20 protein-coding genes, 2 tRNA genes and 1 pseudogene are annotated in these 23184 nt (G+C 36.9%); 16 read left to right on the top strand and 7 right to left on the bottom strand.

What is annotated here, in order from left to right; translation table 11 throughout:
* The 4 genes from PWP26_RS06505 to PWP26_RS06490 form a co-directional block, all read left to right on the top strand.
* Positions 1-2110 (top strand): EAL domain-containing protein (locus tag PWP26_RS06505; RefSeq protein WP_301399274.1); only part of this gene is annotated, 2110 nt, incomplete at its 5' end.
* Positions 2093-2179, top strand: a tRNA-Leu gene (locus tag PWP26_RS06500). The genes PWP26_RS06505 and PWP26_RS06500, both read left to right, overlap by 18 nt.
* Positions 2180-2657: 478 nt before the next feature.
* Positions 2658-3491, top strand: a complete 834-nt coding sequence (locus tag PWP26_RS06495) for an ABC transporter ATP-binding protein (protein WP_301399273.1) — start codon at positions 2658-2660, stop codon at positions 3489-3491.
* On the top strand, positions 3491-4228 hold the full coding sequence (locus tag PWP26_RS06490) for an ABC transporter permease (protein WP_022855968.1): 738 nt from the start codon (positions 3491-3493) through the stop codon (positions 4226-4228). Before PWP26_RS06495 ends, PWP26_RS06490 begins: the two co-directional genes overlap by 1 nt.
* Before the next feature lie 14 nt (positions 4229-4242).
* On the opposite strand, the gene PWP26_RS06485 is transcribed toward PWP26_RS06490, so the two are convergent.
* From PWP26_RS06485 to PWP26_RS06475, 3 genes are read right to left on the bottom strand one after another with little or no spacing between them, the layout of a single operon-like run.
* Positions 4243-4671, bottom strand: a complete 429-nt coding sequence (locus tag PWP26_RS06485) for an EamA family transporter (protein WP_301399272.1) — start codon at positions 4669-4671, stop codon at positions 4243-4245.
* A gap of 6 nt (positions 4672-4677) precedes the next feature.
* A complete protein-coding gene (locus tag PWP26_RS06480; protein ID WP_273025658.1) occupies positions 4678-5319 on the bottom strand; it encodes a site-2 protease family protein in 642 nt (213 codons plus the stop codon).
* Positions 5319-6557: a S41 family peptidase gene (locus tag PWP26_RS06475; RefSeq protein WP_301399271.1), complete on the bottom strand. Its 1239-nt coding sequence runs from the start codon at positions 6555-6557 to the stop codon at positions 5319-5321. Before PWP26_RS06475 ends, PWP26_RS06480 begins: the two co-directional genes overlap by 1 nt.
* Positions 6558-6699: 142 nt before the next feature.
* On the opposite strand from PWP26_RS06475, the gene PWP26_RS06470 reads away from it, so the two are divergent.
* The 9 genes from PWP26_RS06470 to PWP26_RS06430 all read left to right on the top strand — a co-directional run bounded on the left by PWP26_RS06470 (position 6700) and on the right by PWP26_RS06430 (position 17983).
* Positions 6700-7980 (top strand): cytochrome c biogenesis protein ResB, encoded by a 1281-nt coding sequence (locus PWP26_RS06470; RefSeq protein ID WP_287568046.1) that lies wholly within the window; start codon positions 6700-6702, stop codon positions 7978-7980.
* A gap of 163 nt (positions 7981-8143) precedes the next feature.
* Positions 8144-10342: a molybdopterin-dependent oxidoreductase gene (locus PWP26_RS06465; RefSeq protein ID WP_301399270.1), complete on the top strand. Its 2199-nt coding sequence runs from the start codon at positions 8144-8146 to the stop codon at positions 10340-10342.
* Between the two features lie 16 nt (positions 10343-10358).
* On the top strand, positions 10359-10916 hold the full coding sequence (locus PWP26_RS06460) for a 4Fe-4S dicluster domain-containing protein (protein ID WP_273011662.1): 558 nt from the start codon (positions 10359-10361) through the stop codon (positions 10914-10916).
* Between the two features lie 2 nt (positions 10917-10918).
* Positions 10919-11905, top strand: coding sequence for an NrfD/PsrC family molybdoenzyme membrane anchor subunit (gene nrfD / locus PWP26_RS06455; RefSeq protein WP_301399269.1), 987 nt, complete (start codon positions 10919-10921; stop codon positions 11903-11905).
* Between the two features lie 100 nt (positions 11906-12005).
* Entirely contained in the window at positions 12006-14069 is a 2064-nt protein-coding gene (locus PWP26_RS06450; protein ID WP_287568041.1) for a polyribonucleotide nucleotidyltransferase, read from the top strand.
* A gap of 17 nt (positions 14070-14086) precedes the next feature.
* Entirely contained in the window at positions 14087-14926 is an 840-nt protein-coding gene (locus PWP26_RS06445; protein ID WP_287568038.1) for a purine-nucleoside phosphorylase, read from the top strand.
* Positions 14927-14931: 5 nt separating this feature from the next.
* Complete coding sequence (locus PWP26_RS06440; protein ID WP_038061661.1) at positions 14932-16392, top strand: Rne/Rng family ribonuclease; 1461 nt, start codon at positions 14932-14934, stop codon at positions 16390-16392.
* A gap of 7 nt (positions 16393-16399) precedes the next feature.
* A complete protein-coding gene (locus PWP26_RS06435; RefSeq protein WP_038061658.1) occupies positions 16400-16954 on the top strand; it encodes an HAD-IIIA family hydrolase in 555 nt (184 codons plus the stop codon).
* 9 nt (positions 16955-16963) lie between these two features.
* On the top strand, positions 16964-17983 hold the full coding sequence (locus PWP26_RS06430) for a glycosyltransferase family 9 protein (protein WP_301399268.1): 1020 nt from the start codon (positions 16964-16966) through the stop codon (positions 17981-17983).
* Here the strand turns inward: PWP26_RS06430 and PWP26_RS06425 are convergent.
* Both PWP26_RS06425 and PWP26_RS06420 read right to left on the bottom strand, forming a co-directional pair.
* Positions 17968-19701: an ABC transporter ATP-binding protein gene (locus tag PWP26_RS06425; RefSeq protein ID WP_301399267.1), complete on the bottom strand. Its 1734-nt coding sequence runs from the start codon at positions 19699-19701 to the stop codon at positions 17968-17970. The genes PWP26_RS06430 and PWP26_RS06425 overlap by 16 nt on opposite strands.
* A gap of 27 nt (positions 19702-19728) precedes the next feature.
* Positions 19729-20592, bottom strand: coding sequence for a zinc metalloprotease HtpX (locus PWP26_RS06420; protein WP_273019060.1), 864 nt, complete (start codon positions 20590-20592; stop codon positions 19729-19731).
* Between the two features lie 152 nt (positions 20593-20744).
* On the opposite strand from PWP26_RS06420, the gene PWP26_RS06415 reads away from it, so the two are divergent.
* The 3 genes from PWP26_RS06415 (at position 20745) to PWP26_RS06405 (ending at position 22268) form a co-directional block, all read left to right on the top strand.
* Entirely contained in the window at positions 20745-21374 is a 630-nt protein-coding gene (locus tag PWP26_RS06415) for a DUF429 domain-containing protein (RefSeq protein ID WP_273019061.1), read from the top strand.
* Between the two features lie 13 nt (positions 21375-21387).
* Complete coding sequence (locus PWP26_RS06410) at positions 21388-22137, top strand: NAD-dependent deacylase (protein ID WP_287568031.1); 750 nt, start codon at positions 21388-21390, stop codon at positions 22135-22137.
* A gap of 57 nt (positions 22138-22194) precedes the next feature.
* Positions 22195-22268: transfer RNA gene (locus PWP26_RS06405), tRNA-Arg, on the top strand.
* Between the two features lie 86 nt (positions 22269-22354).
* On the opposite strand, the pseudogene PWP26_RS06400 reads toward PWP26_RS06405, so the two are convergent.
* Positions 22355-22732 (bottom strand): annotated as a pseudogene (locus tag PWP26_RS06400) (transposase); the annotation flags it as partial.
* Between the two features lie 256 nt (positions 22733-22988).
* Positions 22989-23147, bottom strand: a complete 159-nt coding sequence (locus PWP26_RS08205) for a transposase (RefSeq protein ID WP_144241997.1) — start codon at positions 23145-23147, stop codon at positions 22989-22991.
* Between the last annotated feature and the right edge of the window lie 37 nt (positions 23148-23184).

Genomic DNA, 23184 nt, shown 5'->3' with positions numbered 1-23184 from the left:
TAGAGAGGTTAACCAGACGATAACCAGTTCCCTAACTGAAGAGGAGGTTTTTGAGAAGATTTGTAAGAACCTGGTAGAGAAGATAGGGCTTAGGTTTGTTTGGGTAGGATTTCCTGATTGGGAGACACTACTTATCAAACCTAAGTATTACTATGGATATGAAGCAGGACTTTTTGAAAAAATCAAGGTTTCTGTAAGAGGAGATGTTCCTGAGGGTAGAGGAGCTTTGGGTACAGGATTAAGAGAAAACAGAATCGTCATAATCTCTGACATAAGAACTGATCCTCGTTTTTATCCTTGGAGAGAAGAGGTTTTGAAAAGGCAGTATCTTTCAGTAGCAGGGATACCTATCTATAAAAATGGTAATCCTTATTGTGTGTTAGGTCTTTATGCCAAGGAGCCCAATTTTTTTACCGATGAGACCTTAGGGCTTTTAGAGGAGTTAAGGGGAGACATAGAGTTTGCTTTAAAGCGGATAGAGGAGATTAGAAACAACGTTATCATCTCTCAAGCCCTTATTAAATCTCCTGCAGCTATGGTGGTTTTAGACGAAAAAGGAAGGATAATTTTTTGTAATGAAACTGTATCTAAGAGTTGTGGCCTCAGTTTTGAAGAACTTTATGGGAAATCTTTAGAGATATTAGGCTTGCAGGGGCTTGATTATGATTTTAACCAAACTTTTTTCCAGGTTATATCTCAAGAGGATAAAGAGTTTTCGGATATTTTATTCTGCACCAAAAACAATATTTATTTACAGACTAAGATATATCCATTAAGAATTTCAGAAAAAGAACGCAGGTATCTTTTAATAGGGAGAGATGTTAGTACAGAGAGAGAACTTATCTCCAAATTAGAGAAGGTCACTACAGAGGATTTACTTACCGGTCTTTTAAACCTTGATGGCCTTGAGAAAAGAGTTAATCAGATTTTGGAAAGAGTGGACGAAGGCTGTTTGATAGTTTTAGACATATTCAATTTTGTTTACATAAACCAAACTTATGGTTTTGAGACAGGGAACAGGATTTTAAAAGAGTTAGGTAGTTTTTTTAAAAATCTTTTTAAAAAAAGCAATCAATTTACAGCCAGGATTGGGTCTGATGAGTTTGCTTGTTTTTTGGAAAAGGAGGAATATCATAATATTCAAGGATTGATAGAAAAGCTTTCTTTGATTAAAGAAATGGGCTTTAACATAGATGGGCAGGAAATAGCCCTTTCTACAAATATCGGTATTAGTTTTTATCCTCAAGATGGAACTAATTTTAGAGACTTACTTGAAAAGGCATCTCTTGCCTTAAGTGAGGCTAAAAAATTTGGAGCAGGAGAGTTTAGATTTTTTGCTCAATCTATGGAGTTAAAAGCACAGGAGATTGTCTCTTTAGATTACCTTTTTGAAAAAGCTTTAAAAGAGAATCTTTTTGTTTTTTACTACCAACCTTATTTTAAGGTGGAAGACCTTTCTTTAGCAGGGTTAGAGGCTTTGGTTAGGATAAAGGTAGATGATACGGTTTACAATCCATCACAGTTTATAGATTATTTGGAGAGAAGCAGGTTTTTACCTAAATTTGAGGAGTGGATGTTTGAGGAGATAAGTAAAAAGACTGAGAGGTTTAGGGTACCTATTTCGGTTAACATTTCTGCCCGTTCTTTTAATAGAGAGGATTTTATAGAGAGGTTTCTGTCGCGTTTTCAACATAAGGAAGTCAGATTAGAGATTACAGAAAGGGTTTTTATAGAAAATATATTATATGCGAAAGAGATTTTAAAAAGGATTAAAGAGAAAAATATAAAGGTGATGATAGATGATTTCGGGACTGGGTATTGTGCGTTAAGTTATTTAAGGTTTTTACCGATCGATGTGATAAAAATAGATATGAGTTTTATTAAAGATATAATAAAAAATAAGAAAGATAAGGACTTGGTTGAAGTGATAGTACTTTTAGCCCAAAAATTAGGTATAGAGACTTTAGCTGAGGGGGTTGAAACCCAGGGACAACTTGATATAATAAAACAAATTGGTTGTACTTACGTACAGGGCTTCTTGTTTGATAAACCCTTGCCAGAAGAAGAACTTCTTGTTAAATATCCTTTCATAGCCGGGGTGGCGGAATAGGTAGACGCGCTGGATTCAGGATCCAGTGGAGATACCTCCGTGCGGGTTCAAGTCCCGCCCCCGGCACCATTCCTAAGGTGTAAAACACCCTTTCAGACATCTATTCCCTACCACACTCACCACACGTAAACCCCTTCAATAAACCTATCAATCACCCATATTTTTTAAATAGGGCAGGTTACTACTGGTAGGTCATACCATCCTCCTACAAACTAACCTCTCAAATCATTCCCTGCCCTGTAGCCTATTCTATTAAAGATCTATTTTAACAAGGCAAATTGTTTTAAGAGATAATTTTTGAAAAATAAGGGGTAAGTTGTTTTTTCTATGTCCAAAAAGTCTTAATTCCCTTTTTACTGTTATCGTTTTGACTGTTTGAATGATTTTGGAGTAAAAGAACGGGTAGAAGAATATTTTGAATTTTCCTAAGGATTTAGGATTGCATAGTGCTTAAATACAAGGTATTATTAACTTTAAAAAAGTTGGTTGAAAAAGTGAAGAAAAATTCTTTTTATGTTAGTTTTTTGTCGATGAAAGGGTTTTTTTTATGATTAAGGTTGAAGGGCTTGTTAAATACTATGGGAAGGTCAAGGCAGTTGATGGGGTAAGTTTTGAGATAAAATCAGGAGAGATTTTTGGACTTCTTGGCCCAAACGGTGCAGGAAAAACTACGATAGTAAAAATTTTAACTACCTTAACCAAGCCTGATGCTGGTAGATGTTTTATCAACGGTTTTGATGTGATAAAAAAGGCCTATGAAATAAAAAAATTTATCGGTGTGGTTCCTCAGGAAAATAACTTAGATAGAGATTTGACAGTATACGAGAATATGTTTATCTATGGAAAACTTCATAAAATAAGTCAGTTAAAAGAAAAAATCAAAGATTTGTTAGAAAATGTAGGCCTTTGGGAGAGAAAGGATGCCTTAGTTTCTAAACTTTCAGGTGGGATGCAAAGGAGGCTTCTTCTGGCAAGGGCGTTGCTTTCAGACCCACAGGTTTTGTTTTTAGACGAACCATCTATCGGACTTGACCCTCAGATAAGAAGGCATCTTTGGGAACTAATAAAAAGGATAAAAAACCAGGGCAAAACGGTATTTCTTACTACCCATTACATAGAAGAGGCAGAGGCTCTTTGTGATAGAGTAGGTATTTTGTCTAAGGGAAGGCTAATAGCCCTTGGTACCCCTTCAGCGCTTAAACAATCAGTAGGGCTTTTTACCGTAGAATATACAGACAAAGAAGGAAGGCTAAAACTGTGGACTTTTAAGACTAAAGAAGAAGCCTATGAGTTTGCTAAGAAAAACGAATTACCTTTGGTTATAAGAGAGACTAATTTGGAAGACGTTTTTATCAAACTTACAGGAGAAAGGATAGAATGATGGATTGGTATCCTGTATTTTTGAGAGAACTTTTGATTTTTAGAAGAAGGCTTTTAAAGTTTGGATATCTCCTTTCTGCCATGATGCTTCCTATCATCTATTTTATCGTTTTTGGGCTTGGGCTTGGAAGGATGGTTCAGATGGAAGGTAAAAGTTATCTCGGTTTTCTTATCCCAGGATTGGTAGCCATGACCTCTATGACCAACTCTTATACCTGGATTGCCAACTCTATAAACCTTAATCGACTTTATTTTAAAACCTTTCAAGTGTTGTACCTTGCTCCTATTTCTTACAGTGCCATAATCATCGGAGAGGTGCTTGCTGGAATGTTAAAAGGGCTTTTTGCCGCAAGCTTGATCATCGTTGTGGGATTTTTGACTTATCCTAACTTTGGGTTATCCATACCTTTTTTGTTGGCTCTTTTGCTAAACTGTTTTTTGTTTGCAAGTCTTGGTTTTTTGGTAGGTATGTCTGCGAAAGGGCATGAAGAAACAGCTACCTATTTTAACTTTTTCATCCTTCCGATGGGATTTTTCTGTGGAACCTTTTTTCCGATAGAACGTATCCCTGAATTTTTAAAACCTGTAGTTTTTGTGTTACCTCTTACCTATACCAACATCCTTATAAGGAAGGAAACCTTCGATACTTGGTCCTTAGGATGTGTTTTAGTCCTTGTTTTTTATTGTGTTATTTTGTTTGGGTTGGGATTTAGAGTGATTAAGAATTATAGTGAATAGCCAAGATTTAGGTATTAAGGATTTTTAAACAAAAGAAAAATCCCAGATACAATGAGAAAAATGGCTAAGATTTTTGTAAGATGCAACTCTTCTTTTAAAAACAGAATAGCAAACAGAGTAGAAACCAGAGGATATACCGAGGTTAGCGGAACTATTTGAGAGGCCTTTTGAGATTTAAGCAGGGTAAAATAGGTTAACATCCCCAAAAAACCTCCTAAGATCCCGCTTAACGATAATACGGCTATATTTTTAAGGTTTAGTACTTCTGGTTTAAACGCCCCTGTGAGAAAAACAGCTAAGCTTAATCCTATAAGAGCGGCAGAGGTCCTGATGAAAAGCGCTAAAAAAGGGTCTACGTTTTTAAGACCTATTTTTTCTATGATCGGACATATTCCCCAAAGGGTTATGGTAAGAAGCCAAAGTATTAACGTTGATTTTTCCATGATTTTTTAAATACTACCTATACTGGTAATCCCTAAAATCAGATTGGTGAACCAGTTTAATATAGGGTAGATAAACTTGCTAAGCACACCGGTTATGGCTAAAATCAAGATCAAGATAAACCCAAACATTTCAAGTCTTAGGTAGTTAAACCTCCAGGTTTTTGGTAAAAATTTAACGATAACCTTACTTCCGTCTAAAGGAGGGATAGGCAAAAGGTTAAAGATAGCCAGACCAAGGTTTATTTTTATACCTAAAAAGCACATTAGGGCAAGAGGTTGGGAAATCACAAAAGAGGAGTAGTTTAAATTTAAGCCATAAAATAAATGAAAAAGGAACCCAAAGATAAAGGCAAGCAAGATGTTGGATAAAGGCCCAGCTATAGAAACAAGAGCCATGTCCCTCCAGGGGTTTTTAAAGTAGTTTGGGTTGATAGGTACTGGTTTGGCCCAACCTATGGCTTGAGTAAGAAACAAAGTTAACGTTCCAAAAAAATCAAGATGTTTGATAGGGTTTAGGCTAAGCCTTTTTGCAAGTTTAGGAGTAGGATCTCCTAAAAGATAAGCGACCAGTCCATGAGAAAACTCATGGACTGTCAAGGCCAGCAGCAAAACAGGTGTTAAAAGAATAAAAACCTTAGGGTCAAACATTAAAAATTCAACTTAGAAATTTCTTTTAGGTTTTTCAAGATAGAGAGAGCCATCTTTACCTGAAAATCCTCTTCAGGAGAGGTCCATGGTTTAAGTAAATCCTCTTCGTCTTTGTCTTTAGGTTTTTCTTTAGTAGTAGCTTCAACCATCGCAGGTATTTCTATGTCAGGAGAGATACCGATTTTATCGATGCAAACTCCACTTGGGGTGTAATAAAAAGCAGTAGTTAGTTTTACTGCATAGCCATCATCAAGAGGTATAACAGTTTGTACCCTTCCCTTACCAAAACTTTTCTGACCAAGGACAAGGGCTCTTTTATGGTCTTTTAACGCACCGGTAACTATTTCAGAGGCTGAGGCTGTGCCATGATTTATAAGAATTACGATAGGATAATGGTGTTTTCTGTTAGAGGGGTTAGGTTTGGCTTCAAACACCATTCCTGAATCTTTAGACTTCCCCTTTATAGAAACAATCACTCCTTTTTCCAAAAATTCATCTGCTACATCTATAGCCGAGGATAAAAGTCCTCCTGGATTATATCTAAGGTCTAATACTATACCTTTTAATTCTTTTTTCTCAAGCTCTTCCAAAACATCTATCAACTCTTGATGAGTTTTTTCTTGAAAATTGGTAATCCTCACGTAGGCATACCCAGGTTCAAGAACCTTAACCTTAACACTTTTTATAGGGATAACATCCCTTACGAGGGTGATTTCTTTTATATCTTTATCGTTCCTGAGAATGGTTATTTTAACCTTTGTTCCTTTAGGACCTCTTAAGAGTTTAACCGCCTCTGTAAGACTCATACCTTTGGTAGGTTTATCTTCTATCTTTAGAATTTTATCTCCTGGCTTGATGCCAGCTTTCCAGGCAGGAGTGTCTTCTATCGGGGCAACGACGGTGATTATGTCGTCTTTTATGGTAATCTCGATCCCAATACCGGTAAAGGTTCCTTTGGTTTCTATCTCAAGCTCTTTGAACTCCTCAGGCTTCATCAAAGAAGAATAAGGGTCTAAAGAATTTAGCATTCCGTTTATGGCTCCATAGATAAGGTCTTTAGGTGAAACCTCTGTTACATAGTTGTCTTCTATAAGTTTTAGTACTTGAGAAAAGAGTTTTAAATATTTATATATTTCATCATTTTTTTCCTTACTAAACCCGTTGGAAAAGGCTATGATTACTAAAAGAATAACCCCAACCAAGGGGTAAAGTAACTTTTTATTTTTTAAATTTTTCATAAAAAACCCCTTTTTCGATAAGTTTACTTTTCAATTAAAACCTAAATTACAGGTTTTTCAAGGTGAGGTTACGGGTTGATTTTCAAATTTTTATATGTTATTTTTAAAAAAGTTTTTTAAATTAATCTAAAGGGGTTTAAAGATGAAATCAATCTTGGATTTTATTTCTTCGGTTAAGGTTGCGATAGTTTTATTTTTCCTTATAGCTTTTTTTTCTATTTTAGGAACTATTATTCCTCAGGCTCAACCTTCAGATTTTTACTTGATGAAATACGGACAATCCTTAGGCCGGTTGATCCTTGCTTTTCAGCTTGATGATTTTTATCATTCTGTATGGTACATATTTTTACTGTTCTTTTTTATGGTAAACCTTGTTAGCTGTTCGATAAAAAGGATTAAGTTTAGCTGGAAGCTTTTTAAGAAAAATCCTGCAGATGTTGACCCTTATAAATTGCCTAATTCCCAGGAAACAAGAGTAAAAAAAGATTTTTCTCAACTGATAAATTTATTACAAACCTTAGGGTTTAAACAGAAGGAAACTTCAGAAGGAGTTTTGTTTTATCAGGATAAAAATCGTATAGGGTATTTAGCGGTATATTTGGTTCATTTTTCTTTGGTTCTGATAATAGCAGGGGCTATCGTAGGTGCTATCTGGGGTTTTAGAGGTAACATGTATTTATTAGAAGGGGAAATCTCTAATCAAGTTAACCTTTTTAGAAAGGATAATCCTGTTATCCTTGATTTTTCTGTGAAACTTAATAAATTTACGATGGAAGTTTATCCAGACGGGACTCCTAAAGAGTACATTTCAAATGTGACTTTTATAGAAAAAAACAATAAAACAGTAGATGCTTTAATCAAGGTTAACCAGCCGGCTAAATATAAGGGAATTACCTTTTATCAAGCAAGCTATGAAGAATTGCCTAAATTTACCATAAGAGTGAGTATAGACGGAAAAACCTTTGAAAAACAAGTTGATCCTACGGTACCTGCAGAAATAGGTGATAGATACGTGCTTATGCTTGATGCCTACATGGCTCATCAAGGTTTTGTGGTAGCTAAGTTTAATCTGTTAGATCAAGAAACAGGAGAAGGGGATGAGATTTTAGCTATCGAAGGTAAGCCTTCAGAGTTTAAGATAGGTAAAAATGTAGGGAAACTTGAACTTAAAGGCTCGGTTGATAAGTTTTACATGAGCGTACTTCAAGTAAAAAAAGACCCAGGAGTTTGGTTGGTTTATGCAGGTTTTCTGTTGATGATCTTTGGGTTGATAGGAGTATATTTTCTTGATCCTAAAACCCTTTGGGTTTTTCTGAAAAGAGAAGAAAAAGAAACTTTTATAAAGATCGGTGGGATGATAAAAAGAGATAAAAGCGGTCTTAACCTAAGTTTAAACGAACTTTTAAAGAAATTAGAATCTTAATTACCCTGTTTATCTTTTAGATTTGATTTTTTTCTTTTTTAGTTCTTTTTTAGGACTGTCTTTCTAAATTTTCAACAAATGTTTGCGTTTAATCTTGACTTTTTATATCTCTTTTTTAAACTATTTCCTAAAGGGATTAGAAAAGACCAAGGAGGTTTAAGGAATGAGATGGTCAAGAAGAGATTTTTTAAAGGTAGTTGCTGCTTCTGGAGGAATTGGAGTTATAGGGGCTACACAGGTAGATAGATTATTAGGTTTAGGGCGTAAACCCGAAGGTAAACCGGTATATATTCCTACGGTTTGTGAGATGTGTTTTTGGAGATGTGGGGTTATGGCAAAGGTAGTAGACGGAAAGGTGGTTAAGCTTGACGGACATCCTGCACATCCTCAATCAAGAGGTAAGCTCTGTGCCAGAGGTCATGGAGGAATAGGTCTTCTTTATGACCCAGACAGGCTAAAACATCCTTTGATAAGGGTTGGACAAAGAGGAGAGGGTAAGTTTAAAAAGGCTTCGTGGGATGAGGCTCTAAATTATGTAGCAGAAAAGATGCTTAAGATTAAAGAAACTTATGGTCCTGAGTCTGTAGCCCTCTTTACCCATGGAACTATATCTACTTATTTTGTCCATCTTTTATGGGCCTATGGTTCTCCTAATTTGGGTATGCCTTCTTATGCCCTTTGTAGAGGGGCAAGAGACATAGCCTTTAAACTTACCTTTGGCGCACCTGTGGGTAATCCAGAAAGGGTAGATTTAAAGAATAGTAAAGTTATCGTATTGATGGGGTTTCATATAGGAGAAAATGCACATAACTCCATGTGTCAGGAGTTTGCAGAGGCTGTTGGAAAGGGAGCTACAGTTATCGTAGTAGACCCAAGGTTTTCTACCGCAGCAAGTAAGGCTAAATACTGGCTTCCTATCAAACCAGCTACTGACCTTGCCCTACTTTTGGCCTGGATAAACGTAATCATAACAGAGGGGCTTTATGACAGAGAGTATGTGGCTAAATATACCGAAGGATTTGAAAAACTCGTTGAAGCAGTTAAAGAATATACTCCTCAATGGGCTGAAAAAGAAACAGACATCCCTGCTTCTTTGATCATAGAGACAGCAAGAATTATGGGTAAAAACAAACCTTCTGTCTTAATTCATCCTGGAAGACATACTGCCTGGTATGGAGACAATACTCAGAGGGTAAGAGCGATAGCGATCCTTACTGCCCTTTTAGGAGCTTATGGAAGGCCAGGGGGTATATATCTTCCACCAAAGAATCCTTTGCCTTATTATGGTCTTGGAGACTTTTGTGGAATTCCTTATCCAGAAAATCAAAAACCTGAGATACATAAAGGTCCTTACCCCTTTACCGAAGAAGAAGGAGTTATACCTGAGATTATAAAAACAACTCTTACTGAAAAACCTTATCCTATAAAAGGATGGTTGATTACAGGGACTAACCTTATTAAATCTACCCCCAACCAGAGGGATACCATCGAGGCTATTATGAAGTTAGACCTTGTAGTAGCGGTTGATATGATGCCCTTTGATTATGTGCTTTATGCAGATGTGGTTCTCCCAGAGTGTACCTATTTAGAAAGATATGACGATATTTTTGTGGTAAAAGAAAGAAGTATAGGGGTAGCCTTGAGACAACCGGTGGTTAATCCGATGTATGATACCAAACCTGGTTGGTGGATAGCAAAAGAGTTAGGAGTAAGGCTCGGTTTAAAGGAATATTTTCCTTATAATGATTTTGAGGATTTTCTTAAGGCTAAATGTGAGGCTCTTGGATTAAACTTTGAAGAACTTAAACAGAAAGGTTATATAGAGATACCAGGCACTGCTAATCCTTACATCAATGAATCTTCTGAGGTTAAATTTAAAACTCCTTCTGGCAAGATAGAACTTTATAGCAAGCAATTAGAGGAAGCAGGGTTTCCTCCTATTCCTACCTATACCAAGCATGAACAACCGCCTAAAGGGTATTTTAGACTTATTTATGGTAGGGTACCTGTGCATACCTTCTCAAGAACTACCAACAATCCATCTTTATGGGAGCTGATGAAAGAAAATGCTGCTTGGCTTAACGCTAAGGTAGCTAAGAAGTTAGGACTTAAAAACGGGGATTATGTGGTCCTTGTTAACCAGGATGGAGTTAAAAGCAATAAGGTTAAGTTAAAGGTTACCGAAAGGATTAGACCAGATTGTGTTTATGTCCCTCATGGGTTTGGAAGTTTTTCTCCTATGCTAAAAAGAGCTTATTTAAACGGTGCAGACGACCAACAGCTGATAACCAGATATGCTGTAGACCCGATTTCTGGAAGTGTAGGAATGAGGATTAATTTTGTTAAGATAGAGAAGGCTTAAAAGGAGGTGAAATAACATGCCAAGATATGCGATGGTTATAGATGTAGAGAAATGTGTAGGGTGTATGGCTTGTGTTATAGCGTGTAAAAAGGAGAATAAGGTAGCAGATGGTTATTTTAGGACAAGGGTGGTAGAAGAGGTTAGAGGAGAATTTCCCAACCTCAGGATGGAACTCAGGTCAGAACTTTGTAATCACTGTGAAATTGCCCCTTGTATAGATGCTTGTCCCACCAGGGCTTCTCACAGGGCAAAAGATGGAACCGTTCAAATAGACCATAAAAAGTGTATTGGATGTAAGGCCTGTATTTTGGCCTGTCCTTATGATGCAAGATACATTCGTCCTGATGGAACAGCTGATAAGTGTACTTTTTGTCAGCACAGACTAAAAGAAGGAAAATTACCTGCTTGTGTAGAAACTTGTTTGGGTAAATCAAGGATCTTTGGAGATTTAGATGACCCTGAAAGTGAAGTGGCTAAGATTTTAAGGACTCACGATGCTGCTGTAAGGCTTGAATGGGCAGGTACTAAACCTCGTGTTTTTTACGTTAACAAAAGATTTCCAGGGGGGTTTTAACCATGGTAGAAATAACCATTACCGGGACCAACTCTATTACTTTTCCTCATTTTGAGGTATGGGACTGGAGGATAGTGTTATATCTATTTTTAGGAGGATTGGCTGCAGGAACTTTGGTTATGTGTTCTATCGCCAACCTTAGGCCTACCAAAACAGTAGAAGAGTTAGCCAAATGTGTAAGAGCTCCTTTGATTGCCTTTGTCATGCTTGCTGTAGGTGCTCTTTTTATCATCCTTGAAATTAAAGCCCCATGGCATCTTTACTGGGGATATTTGACCTTTCAGCCTCTTTCTCTTATGTCCTGGGGTACTTGGGGTGTTCCTTTAGTTTTGTTTTTTAATGCCCTTTATATTCTTGCTGTGTTGCCTGAAGAACAAAAACATTATCTAAAGTTTGAATTTTTAAAAAGATTTTCAGATAGGTTAAAACCAAGAATGAGACTGATTGCCAAAATAAACTTTGTGGCAGGTATCTTTTTGGCTATTTATACTGGTATTCTTTTAGCCTCTTTTTTGGCTGTTCCGTTGTGGAATAACGCAACTCTTCCCATTTTGTTTTTGGTTTCTGCTCTTTCAGCAGGAGCAGCTTTTATAGTTATCATAGCCAAGGATGTAGAAATCAAGTATCTTTTTACAAAAATAGACGTATGGCTTATCGTCATAGAACTTTTGCTTATACCTCTTTATTTCTATGGGTTATATGTTTCTTCTGCACCTTACAAAAGGGCGTTAGAACCTTTCTTTTCGTTTAAAGGAGAGTATTTTATTTATACCCTTGCCTTGATACTAATCTTTTTATTTTTACCTCTTGCTTTACGTATGAAAATCGGAGAAATTACCGAGTTTGAAGAGCACGGACTTCCTCATCAGTTTACCAGAGGTCAAATTTTGAGGATGAACATAGCTGCTATACTGGTAATTGCAGGAACTCTAATCTTGAGAGGGGCTATAGTTTATGCTGGACAACTTATTAAGCTGAGTATATATTAAAATTAATATATGATAACCTTTTAGAACTAAACTCAAAAGTTCTTGCATTTTTAAGTTTATACTCTAAACTTATCTAAGCAAAAAATTAAGGGAGTAGTATATGAAAAGATTGTCGGTAGACCTGGGATGGGGAGATCCGATTGTTATTGAAACTGGAGAATATGCTAAGTTTGCCGATGGGTCGGTTGTGGTAAAACAAGGAGATACAGCTGTTTTGGTAACTGCGGTGATGGGGCAGTCTTTGGTAGAAGGGGTAGATTTCACTCCACTTTCGGTAGACTATAGAGAGCAGTCTTCAGCATGGGGGAAGATACCTGGAGGTTTTATTAAAAGAGAGGGTAAACCTACGGATAGAGAAATTTTGGTATCTCGAGTTATAGACAGGTCTATTAGACCTCTTTTCCCTGAAGGTTTTTTTTATGATGTGGTGGTGACAGCCTTAACCCTTTCGGCTGATGAAAAATATGACCCAGATGTATTAGCTATTACTGGGGCTTCAGCTGCTTTGATGCTGTCTCAAGCACCGTTTGAAGGCCCTATCGCAGGTTTTAGGGTTGTAAGAGTAAACGGAGAGTTTATTTTAAATCCCACCTATGAGCAAAGACAACAGGCAGACTTAGAGCTGATTGTGTCCTGTTCTGAAGATGCTATCGTGATGGTAGAAGGAGGAGGGAAAGAAGTAGAAGAAGAGGCTGTTCTTGAGGCACTATATTTAGTTTTAAACAGAGCTAAGCCTTTGATAGAGTCCCAAAAGAAGCTTATAGAAGATTTAGGTAAACCTAAAGTAAATGTAGTGTTACCTTCTGATTGGGTAAATATTATAGAAACCTTAAACAGTTTTGCTAAACCAAGAATTGTAGAGGCTTTAAGTATACAAGATAAACTTCAAAGAAAGGCAGCGTTATCTCAAATTTTTGAAGAATTTGTCAGTCAGTATGAAAACATAAACTCGCAGAAAGTTTTGTTGGGATATCAGTATAAAAAACTGATAAGCAAGGTAATGAGAGAGAAACTTTTTAAAGAGGGTAAAAGGATTGACGGAAGAACCCCTGATGAGATAAGGCCTATAGATATTAAGATTCATCCCTTTGAAAGACCTCATGGAAGTGCGGTTTTTACCAGAGGACAAACTCAGGTTTTTGCAAGCGTTACTTTAGGTTCAAGAGAAGAGGCTCAGTTGGTAGAAAGTATTTATGAGGGAGAGGTTTTTAAGAGATTTATGCTTCATTATAACTTTCCTCCTTTTTGCACCGGAGAAGCCAGACCTTGGGGCCCCCCGAGAAGAAGGGAAATAGGTCATGGGGCTTTAGCTGAAAGAGCTTTAGAACCTTTAATTCCAGAGGAAGAAGTTTTCCCTTATATAATCAGGGTGGTAGCTAATGTTTTTGAATCAAACGGTTCTTCCTCCATGGCAACGGTTTGTGCTGGTTCTTTAGCATTGTTTGATGCAGGAGTTCCTATTCGTAAGCATGTAGCAGGGATTGCGATGGGTCTTATTTTAGAAGAAGGGAGGTCTTTAATAATTACAGATATTTTAGGAGAAGAAGACCAGCTTGGAGATATGGATTTTAAGGTTGCTGGTACCAGGGATGGGATTACTAGTATTCAGATGGATATTAAAATTAAAGGACTTTCTAAAGAGGTTTTAGCTGAGGCTCTTTCAAAGGCTAAAAAGGCAAGAGAGTTTATCTTGGATAAGATGTATGAGGCTATATCTGAACCAAGAAAAACCCTTTCTCCATATGCTCCGAAGATCGAAATCATAACCGTTCCTGAAGATAAAACCTATCTTATAATAGGTCCAGGTGGAAAGACAGTAAAAGAACTCAAAGAAAAAACAAATACTAGTATCTGGGTATTAGAAGGAGGTAAAGTTAGTATTACCGGGCAAACTCAAGAAGATGTAGATTTAGCAAAGAAACTAATAGAAGCTCTGGTATCTGAAGTGGAAATAGGTAAGATTTATGAAGGAAAGATAACAAGAATAGAACCTTATGGACTTTTCATTGAGGTGTTACCAGGGAAGATAGGTCTTTTACATGTTTCAAAAATGGCGAACCCTCCAAAGGATTTGAAAAGTGCTTATAACATAGGTGAAGTAATCCGGGTTAAAGTAATAGAAATAGATGACCTTGGGAGACCTAAGTTTACCGATCAGTTTTAAGATTGGCTAAAAACAAAATGGAAAAAAAAGACAGAGAATACTTTGAAAAAGTAAAAGAAACTTTTGATTATTTAAAAAAAATCGCTCCTTTTCGACCAGATATCATCATAACTTTAGGTACAGGTCTATCTTCTTTGGGGGATAGGGTCAACAAGCTGGCTGTCTTTCCTTATCGTGAACTGCCTAACTTTCCTCGGTCTACAGTAGAAACTCATAAAGGAGAGCTTTGTTTTGGGATTTTAGAAAATAAAAGGGTAGCTGTTTTACAGGGAAGGTTTCATTTTTATGAAGGCTACTCAGCTAAAGAGATAACCTTTCCTTTAAGGGTTTTAAGTCTTTTTAAACCTAAGCTATACTTAGTGTCTAACGCCGCTGGAGGACTAAATCTTAACTTTAAACCTGGTGATTTGATGGTGATAAAAGACCATATAAACCTGATCCCTGACAATCCTCTTCGAGGAATAAACAACGAAGAATGGGGACCAAGGTTTCCTGATATGTCATGTGCTTATGATAAAGAGATGAGAGAACTTTTTAAAAAAGTTGCGTTAAGGCTCGGAGAAGAGGTAAGGGAAGGGGTATATGTAGCGGTTCCAGGTCCAAGTCTTGAAACCCCTGCTGAAACAAGGTTTTTACGGATGATAGGAGCAGATGCCGTGGGTATGTCTACTGTGCCAGAGGTGATAGTTGCAGTTCATGCAGGATTAAAGGTTTTAGGAATTTCTGTTATTTCAAACGTAAACGATCCAGACAACTTTGTTCCTATCCTTTTTTCTGAGGTGGTTGAACAGTCTAAAAGAGCAGAAAAACGGTTAGAAAAACTTATAAGAGAATTTTTGAAGGAGCTTCGTTTATAACGACCATGGCTAAGTTGCTCATTAATTATGCTCCTTTTGAGATAAGAGTAGGTTTGGTAGAAAACGGACAGTTGGTTGAATTTTATGTAGAAAGGCCTTCAGAAAAAAGTTTAGTAGGTAATATTTATAAAGGAAAAGTAGTTAGGGTGGTTCCTGGTATTAACTCTGCTTTTCTTGACCTTGGTCTTTCCCGTACAGCATTTTTGTTTGGTGATGATATCATGCCTTCTTCAGAAATAGAATGGGAAAAGGATACGGTTTTTATGGCAAATCTATATGAAATATTGAAAGAAGGGCAAGAAATCCTTGTGCAGGTGATTAAAGAGCCATTAGGAAACAAGGGAGCAAGGGTGTCTACCAATTTAACCTTACCTGGACACTATCTTGTCTATCTTCCTTACATGAACAGAGTAGGTATTTCAAGAAAAATAAAAGATGATTTAGAGCGTAAAAGACTACGAGAAATTGTAGAACGAATAAAGCCACCAAATACAGGTTGGATTATAAGGACAGCTGCAGTAGGAGCTACAGAAGAAGAACTTAAGGCAGAACTGGACTTTTTGCTGTGTCTTTGGGGTGAAATTAAAGAAAAAGCTGAAAAGATGAAGGCTCCAGCTTTAGTGTATGAAGAGCTAAATATAGCCCTTCGTGCTATAAGAGACTTATTTACCAAAGACATCTCAGAGATAGTGGTAGACGATAAAGACTTTTTTGAAGAGATTAAAAACTTTTTAGAACGCTATTTTCCTAATTTAGCACCATATATAAAGCTCTATCAAGGCAAAGAAGATATTTTTTTTGCCCATGGCATCCAGATAGATATTAAAAAACTGCTTTCCCGTAAGGTTTGGCTTAAGTCAGGTGGTTTTATAGTGATCGAACCTTGTGAGGCTTTTACTGCTATAGATGTTAACACAGGGAGGTATACCGGTACCAAAGAATTAGAAGAAACTGTGTATAAAATCAACTTAGAAGCTGCCGAAGAAATTGCCTATCAACTAAGACTTAGAAATATAGGTGGATTAATTATCATAGACTTTATCGATATGGAAAATCCGGAACACCAAGAGTTAGTGGTGCAAACATTAAAAGAAGCTTTGAAAAAGGATAAAGCTAAAAATAGTTTTCTCCCTATTTCTGCGTTTGGTATTTTACAAATGACCCGCGAAAGGAAAAGAGATTCTCTTTATAAGATCTTTTTAGAAAGCTGCCCTTATTGTCATGGTGAGGGGAGTATCAAAAGTAAAAAGACAATCTACTATGAAATCTTGAGAAGGCTCATCAAAATGGGTCCTCATATTAAAAACAAAAAAATAGAGATTGAAATTCATCCTGACCTTTCAGAAATAATAGGTGAGGAAATCCACTACCTTGAAGACTTAGAAAAGAAATATGGATTTAGTACCACTTTAAAACCAAATAAAGAATTTTTAGTTTACGAATATAAATTTCACATTCTAACTTAATCAAAATATGAATAAAAAACCAGCTGTTTTTCTTGACAGAGACGGTACTATCAACGAAGAAATGGGTTATATCAATGACCTCTCTAGGGTCCGTCTTTTACCTGGAGTAGCCGAAGGTTTAAAACTATTACAAGACAGAGGGTTTAAGCTTATCGTTATCACCAACCAGAGCGGACCAGCAAGAGGATATTTCCCAGAAAGTTTAGTTTTTGAGGTGAACCAGCTTATCACAAGAAGACTTGCTAAAAAAGGTGTTAAACTGGATGATTTTTTTGTTTGTTTGCATGGTCCAAATGAAGGGTGTAATTGTCGAAAACCAAACCCTGGTCTGGTTTTACAGGCTTTAGAAAAATATCCGATAGAACTTGAGAAGTCTTACTTTATTGGAGATAAGATTGTAGATGTTGAGACTGGAAAAAGGTTAGGGATAAAGACCATTCTTGTTTTAACCGGATATGGTAAAGGAGAGTTAAAGTATGTAGCTCCTAAAAAAGGGATTTATCCTGACTGGGTTGCTAAAAACCTGAAAGAAGCTGCTGAAATCATCATAAGGAACCTTTAATAAAGTTTGATGAAGATTCTTTTGGTAAAACTTTCAGCGTTGGGAGATGTAGTACAAACCCTTCCTTGTTTAACCCTAATAAAACAACAATATCCTCTAAGCATCATCGACTGGGTGGTAGACGAAAGGAATGCAGAGGTCTTAAGAGGACATCCTTATTTAAGGAAGACAATAGTTTTTTCAAAAAAAGACCTTAAAAATCCTAGTAAACTGAAAGCCTTTATCAGGAATTTGAGAGAGGAAACTTACGATTTAGCCATAGATTATCAAGGGCTTTTTAAAAGCGGGGTAGTAATAGGTTTAGCTAAGGCTAAGTTTAAAGTGGGATTTGAAAATCACCGTGAGTTAAGCCCTATTTTTTACAACGTAAAACTTCCTGGCTATGACCCTGAGGTCCATGCAGTAAAACGTTATTTAAACTTGACACAGCAGGCATTACAGCTTATATGTCCAGATTTTGGAGAAAAAGTGGAGACCATTCCCGAAGCAGTTTTGCCAGGATTGTTTCCTCCGTTAGATCTGGTGGAAAAACCATATATAGTTTTTATTCCTTCTGCCAGATGGAAAACTAAATGGTGGATCTTTTCTCATTGGGAAAAACTCATAGAGTTAACTTTAAAGGCATATCCCGAAATTAAGATTTATATTACAGGGGGACCCAAGGAAGAGGACTTAAGAAAATGGGCAGGTTTGATGGAAAAAAAATACCGAGAGGTAAAATCTTTGGTAGGAAAAATGAGGTTAAAAGAGTTGATAGGCCTTATTCAAAAAAGTAAACTTGTGGTAACCGTTGATACAGGCCCTATGCATATTGCTTCAGCTTTAAAAGTTCCTACCGTAGCTCTATTTGGACCTACCTCTCCTTACAGAACAGGCCCCTGGGGAGGTGATTTTAAGATTTTACAAAGTAGGTTAAAATGCAGCCCATGTTTTAAAAAGAAATGCTCTCAGTGGGATTGTATGAATTCTATTTTACCTGAAGAAGTTTTTCAGGCAATTAAAGAAAAATTAGGTCAACTACATTTTTGAAAGGTTTGATAAAGACTTCTGTAAAGAGTAGAGGTTTCAAGTAATTGTTGATGGGTGCCTTGAGAAACGATTTCGCCTTTTTCAAACACAAAAATGAGGTCAGCCTTAGTGACGGTTGAAAGCCTGTGGGCTATGATGATGATGGTGTGTCTTCCTTTTAAACGGTCTAAAGCCTCTTGAATAGCCTCTTCGGTAATGGCATCAAGCTGACTTGTGGCTTCGTCTAAAATGATGATAGGTGGTTTTTTGAGAAAAACCCTGGCAAGAGCTATTCTTTGCTTTTGACCACCTGAAAGATTAAAACCTTCTTCTCCTAATACAGTATCATACCCTTTAGGAAGGGTTAAGATAAAATCGTGGGCTTTAGCTAACTTGCAGGCTTCTATGATTTCTTTTTCTGAAGCCTCAGGTTTTGCGATAAGAAGGTTTTCTTTTATGCTAAGGTTAAACAAAAAAGGTTCCTGAAGGACCATTCCGAAAAGATTTCTCAAACTAACGATTTCAAACTCTTTGAGGTTTGTATTGTCTAAGAGTATTTCCCCCTTTTGAGGTTCTAAGAACCTTGGGAGGAGGGAAGCTAAAGTGGTTTTACCAGAACCACTTGGGCCAACAAAGGCGATAATCTTATTAGCAGGTAAGAAAAAATTGATATTTTTTAGCGTCCAGTCTAGGCTTGAGATATAACGAAAATATACTTCGTTAAAGGTAAAGCCTTGTTTAGGGGGAAGAGCCTTTAGGTTTCCTCCTGTTTCAACCGGAAGGTTAAGGACCTCTTCTATCCTTACCCAGGCACCTTGAGCCTCTTTTAGGTAAGTATAGGCTCTCGAAAGCTTCCTTATAGGATTAAAAATAAGTAGGATGGCTGTTAATACAGATAGAAAACTTCCCGGGCTCATAGCACCATTGATGGTAAGAAACCCTCCATATCCTATAACCAGAGCACCGCCTATTCCTGTAACTACATCTACTAAGCTTTTAGAACCTTCTCTGTATTTGGTAATTTTAAGGCTCCATCTGTAAAAACGCTCAAGCTCTTTAGAAAAAAGCTCTATTACCTTTTCTGGAGAAGGACTAAGCTTAATTTCTTTTATTCCTTGCAAAAGTTCCTGCATCTTGTGGGTTAATTCTCCGGTAGAAGCCTGGGCAAGCCTTCTTGCTTTTCGGGTTTTAGCCCCTAAGGCTTTACTACCAAAGATAATTACCGGGAAGGTAATAAAGGCTAACAATGTGAGGTCCCAGCGTTGATACAGCGCAACCCCTATCAATACTAACACTGAAAAGGAGCTTTGAAAAATAGTAGTTAACGCTTCACCTAAGATGGGCTCTATCTGGGCGGTGTCATTTATCACCTTTGATACAGCCTGTCCATGGGTTTGGACTGCTATTTTCTCTACAGGAAGATAAAGAAATTTTTGGAACAACTTTAACCTAAGGTTATTTATAACTCCTGCAGAGACGGCTTTCATAAAATACGCTTGAAGCAAAGAAGTAATCCCCATCAAGCTAAAGACTAATACCATCAAAAGAGGAACAAGAAAAAAATACTCGTGATGTTTTTCAACAAAAACAAAATTAAAGATAGGTTTTATAGCCCAGGTGCTTGCCCCTGTGATTAAAGAACTAACTACCGCAAAAAAGAGTCCTAACAGAAAAGTTTTCCAAAAGGGTTTAAGAAAAGATAAAATTTTTTTTAAGAAAGAAAAAAGTTCGGAAGACAAAGAAACTCCTATGTTTACAGGATATTCTTATCTTATTTCTTTGGCAAGTTGAATAAGCCTTGCTACCCTTTCTTCTATAGGTGGGTGGGTAGAAAGAAGCTTAAAAAGGGTTTTTCCTGAAAGAGGGTTTACTATAAACATTTGAGCCTTGGCAGGATTTATGTCCATAGGATAGGCTCTGTTCCAATTTTCAAGCTTTTCTAAAGCACGAGCTAAGGCTAAAGGATTTTTGATGATTTTAGCACCTGTTTCGTCTGCTAAAAATTCTCTACTTCTACTTATGGCTAATTGAATAAGAGTAGCGGCTATAGGAATAACGATAATAGCTACTAAAGTAGCTACTATGGCAAGAGGATTATTGTTTTCTTCTTCATCTCTGCTAAAACCACCAAACATCATCCTCCACTGGGCTATGTTAGCTAAATAGGTGATAGCACCAACCAACACAGCTGCAATCGTTGAAATCAAAATGTCTCGGTTTTTGATATGAGCTATTTCATGAGCTATCACACCTTTAAGTTCTTCAGGAGTAAGAAGTTTTCTAATTCCTGCAGTTACCGCAACTACTCCATTTTCTGGATTTCTCCCAGTAGCAAACGCATTAGGAGTTTCTACAGGAATAACATAAACCTTAGGTTTAGGAATCCCAGCTCTTCTTGCTACCTCCTCTACCATAGCATGAAGCTCAGGATCTTCGTGTTTTTCTACAGGAATAGCACCACTTGTAGCCAAAACAATTTTATCAGAAAAAAAGTAGGCAATAAAGTTCATCAAACCAGCCATGATAAGGGCTATGGTCATCCCTGTTTTTCCACCTATCAGTTTACCTACAAAGATAAAAAGAACAGTAAGAATAGCTAAGAACAAAAAAGTCCTAAAAACATTTGACATAAATCTTCCCCTCCTAAAACTTGCAAATTTTATTTAGAAAAATAAATTAAATAAAAATTTACAAATGTCAAGGGGTAGAGAGGGTTAAGGGGATAGAGGTAGGTTTTAAGGTTAAAGAGAGTTTTAATTAGAACCATAAAGGATATCCAGAAATGCTTAACGAAATAAAGTTACCAAAGATAGAGTTAGAAGATTTTTTAGGAATAGACCTTGCAGGTTCTCCTAAAAAGCCTACAGGGTTAGCCTACATTAAGGATAAGGTTTTGCTCACCCAATTGGTTTATGAAGATGAGCTACTTCTTGAAAAAGCGGTAAAGTTTAAATATGTTTATATAGATGCCCCTTTAAGTTTGCCTTATGGTAGGTGTGATATAGAACAACGAAATGAGTATCATTTTAGAGAATGCGATCTGAAACTTCGAGAGTTGAAGATTAAATTTTTTCCCATTACCCTTGGAGGTATGAGAAAACTTACTGAACGAGGTATGAAACTAAGAGATTTCTTAATAGCTAAGGATATCGAGGTTTACGAGGTCTTTCCCGGAGCGTTTTATGATGTTTATCATATAAAAAGAAAAGATAAAAAGGCTATTTTAGACTTTTTTAAAAAGTTTTTGTCTCACTTAGGGGTTTTTATAGAAAATAGGCCCTATACGCAAGACGAACTTGATAGCATAGCTTGTTTATTAACAGGAATTTTGCAAAAAACGGGGCTGGCTTTAGAATTAAAAGGTATAGACGGATGTATCATAATCCCTAATCCTTTAGCTAATAAACCTTAAAGGGGTAAAAGTTATGAATGGAAAAGAAGAACTTGTAAAAGAAGTTGTAGAGCTGATAAAACAAGGTGGGATAGTAGCTTTTACCGGAGCTGGGATCTCGGTAGAAAGTGGGATACCCCCTTTTAGAGGAGCCAAAGGTCTCTGGACTAAGTATAATCCTGAAGAATATGCTTATATAGAGACTTTTATAAAGAATCCTGAAAAAGTATGGATGATGCTAAGAGAGATGTACCAGTGTTTTAAAGAGGCGAAACCTAATCCTGCCCATTTAGTCCTGGCAGAGCTTGAAAATAGAGGCTATCTTGAAGCAGTAATAACTCAAAACATAGACAACCTTCACCAAAAAGCTGGAAGTAAAAAAGTAATAGAGCTTCATGGAAGTGGAGAAAGTTTAGTATGCCTTAATTGTGGGAAAAAATATCGTTTTACCGAGGAGTTTCTAAAGATGTTTCCCTGTCCTAAATGTGAAAAATGTGGTAAAGCCTTAAAACCTGAAATCGTATTTTTTGGGGAACCACTTCCGGAAGAGGCTTTAAACCAAGCTTTTGAGTTAATAAAAAGGTGTAAAGCTCTTATTATTATAGGAACTTCAGGAGTAGTTTATCCTGCCGCTTATTTACCTTACGAAGCTAAGAGATCAGGTGCTAAAATAATAGAGGTCAATCCTGAAGAAAGTGCTTATACTGAAAGTATTACCGATTACTTTTTTAAGGAAAGGGCAGGAGAGTTTTTCGAGGAGTTTAAAAGGTTTTTAGAAGGATGAAATGTGTATAAAATTAGGTTGCATTAAACTAAAAAACTGTTATATTTTAAAGTGTATGCGCCCGTAGCTCAATCGGATAGAGCATTGGACTACGAATCCAAAGGTTGCAGGTTCGAGTCCTGCCGGGCGCGTTTAATTTTTGTTAATTTTGACTTTTATTAATCCTATATATACCACCTTGTAAACTGAATCCACCCCTGAAAATACCTCTATCACCTTAGCCCTCATCAAAATATCCCTTCATTAGCCTCTCTAATTGATTTGTAGTATAAATAAACCTCCTAACCCCCTCCGGATATTTCATAAACGTCGTAAGCTCATTAAAATTCTCCTCCCACTTCTTTACTAACTCAGGATATATTCTACCCCATCTCTTCTTAAACTTCATCAACCCCTGCCTCGCTTCCTTCCTACTCACCGCATTGTAAATACCTTTTAAGCCCTCTGCTATCCTATCTCTTTCCTTATTCCTCCTTATCCTTAAACTATCTCTCACAGCATGCAGTACACAAACCTGAAATCTTGCTCCAGGAAATTCTAATTTCACTACCTCCTTTAGCCCCCTCAATCCGTCTCCTATTACTAACTCTACCCTCTTTAGCCCCCTACCTTAAAGCTCTACCAATACCTCCCTCCAATTAATCGCACTCTCTCCTCAGAACCAAAAAGCCAAAAACCCAATATCTCTCTCCTCCCCTCACACGTAAGCCCAACAACCACGTATACCGGCTCCTTATTAACACCCCTCTCCTTACACTTAAAAACGTAGCATCTACATCCAAAGCAAAATACTCCTCTTCAACCTCTTGATCCCTCCATCTATCTCTTGAGCCGTTACCTCTATAAGTCGACTAATGCTTGCAGGAGAGTAATAGCAGAAGGATTTTCGGTTTAAAATCTCCTTCTCTGACTCTGGGTACTTTAAGATTATCCAAAGCACCAAACTTTGTTATAAGACTTCTGGTATAAAACCCATTTCCTTTAGTTTCCGGATGTTCATCAAGGTAAATCTAAAGTTCTTCTAAAGCCAGGACTTCTATGGTTTCC

It is taken from the genome of Thermodesulfobacterium sp., assembly GCF_030445475.1.
GTDB lineage: Bacteria > Desulfobacterota > Thermodesulfobacteria > Thermodesulfobacteriales > Thermodesulfobacteriaceae > Thermodesulfobacterium > Thermodesulfobacterium commune.
Note: the sequence above shows the minus strand (reverse complement) of the source record. Positions and strands in the feature narration are given on the sequence as shown.

Excerpts from the sequence above, each read along its gene's own strand:
- PWP26_RS06495 (WP_301399273.1), top strand. The coding sequence starts at position 2,658 with ATGATTAAGGTTGAAGGGCTTGTTAAATACTATGGGAAGGTCAAGGCA.
- PWP26_RS06490 (WP_022855968.1), top strand. The coding sequence starts at position 3,491 with ATGGATTGGTATCCTGTATTTTTGAGAGAACTTTTGATTTTTAGAAGA.
- PWP26_RS06485 (WP_301399272.1), bottom strand. The coding sequence starts at position 4,671 with ATGGAAAAATCAACGTTAATACTTTGGCTTCTTACCATAACCCTTTGG.
- PWP26_RS06480 (WP_273025658.1), bottom strand. The coding sequence starts at position 5,319 with ATGTTTGACCCTAAGGTTTTTATTCTTTTAACACCTGTTTTGCTGCTG.
- PWP26_RS06475 (WP_301399271.1), bottom strand. The coding sequence starts at position 6,557 with ATGAAAAATTTAAAAAATAAAAAGTTACTTTACCCCTTGGTTGGGGTT.
- PWP26_RS06470 (WP_287568046.1), top strand. The coding sequence starts at position 6,700 with ATGAAATCAATCTTGGATTTTATTTCTTCGGTTAAGGTTGCGATAGTT.
- PWP26_RS06465 (WP_301399270.1), top strand. The coding sequence starts at position 8,144 with ATGAGATGGTCAAGAAGAGATTTTTTAAAGGTAGTTGCTGCTTCTGGA.
- PWP26_RS06460 (WP_273011662.1), top strand. The coding sequence starts at position 10,359 with ATGCCAAGATATGCGATGGTTATAGATGTAGAGAAATGTGTAGGGTGT.
- nrfD (WP_301399269.1), top strand. The coding sequence starts at position 10,919 with ATGGTAGAAATAACCATTACCGGGACCAACTCTATTACTTTTCCTCAT.
- PWP26_RS06450 (WP_287568041.1), top strand. The coding sequence starts at position 12,006 with ATGAAAAGATTGTCGGTAGACCTGGGATGGGGAGATCCGATTGTTATT.
- PWP26_RS06445 (WP_287568038.1), top strand. The coding sequence starts at position 14,087 with ATGGAAAAAAAAGACAGAGAATACTTTGAAAAAGTAAAAGAAACTTTT.
- PWP26_RS06440 (WP_038061661.1), top strand. The coding sequence starts at position 14,932 with ATGGCTAAGTTGCTCATTAATTATGCTCCTTTTGAGATAAGAGTAGGT.
- PWP26_RS06435 (WP_038061658.1), top strand. The coding sequence starts at position 16,400 with ATGAATAAAAAACCAGCTGTTTTTCTTGACAGAGACGGTACTATCAAC.
- PWP26_RS06430 (WP_301399268.1), top strand. The coding sequence starts at position 16,964 with ATGAAGATTCTTTTGGTAAAACTTTCAGCGTTGGGAGATGTAGTACAA.
- PWP26_RS06420 (WP_273019060.1), bottom strand. The coding sequence starts at position 20,592 with ATGTCAAATGTTTTTAGGACTTTTTTGTTCTTAGCTATTCTTACTGTT.
- PWP26_RS06415 (WP_273019061.1), top strand. The coding sequence starts at position 20,745 with ATGCTTAACGAAATAAAGTTACCAAAGATAGAGTTAGAAGATTTTTTA.
- PWP26_RS06410 (WP_287568031.1), top strand. The coding sequence starts at position 21,388 with ATGAATGGAAAAGAAGAACTTGTAAAAGAAGTTGTAGAGCTGATAAAA.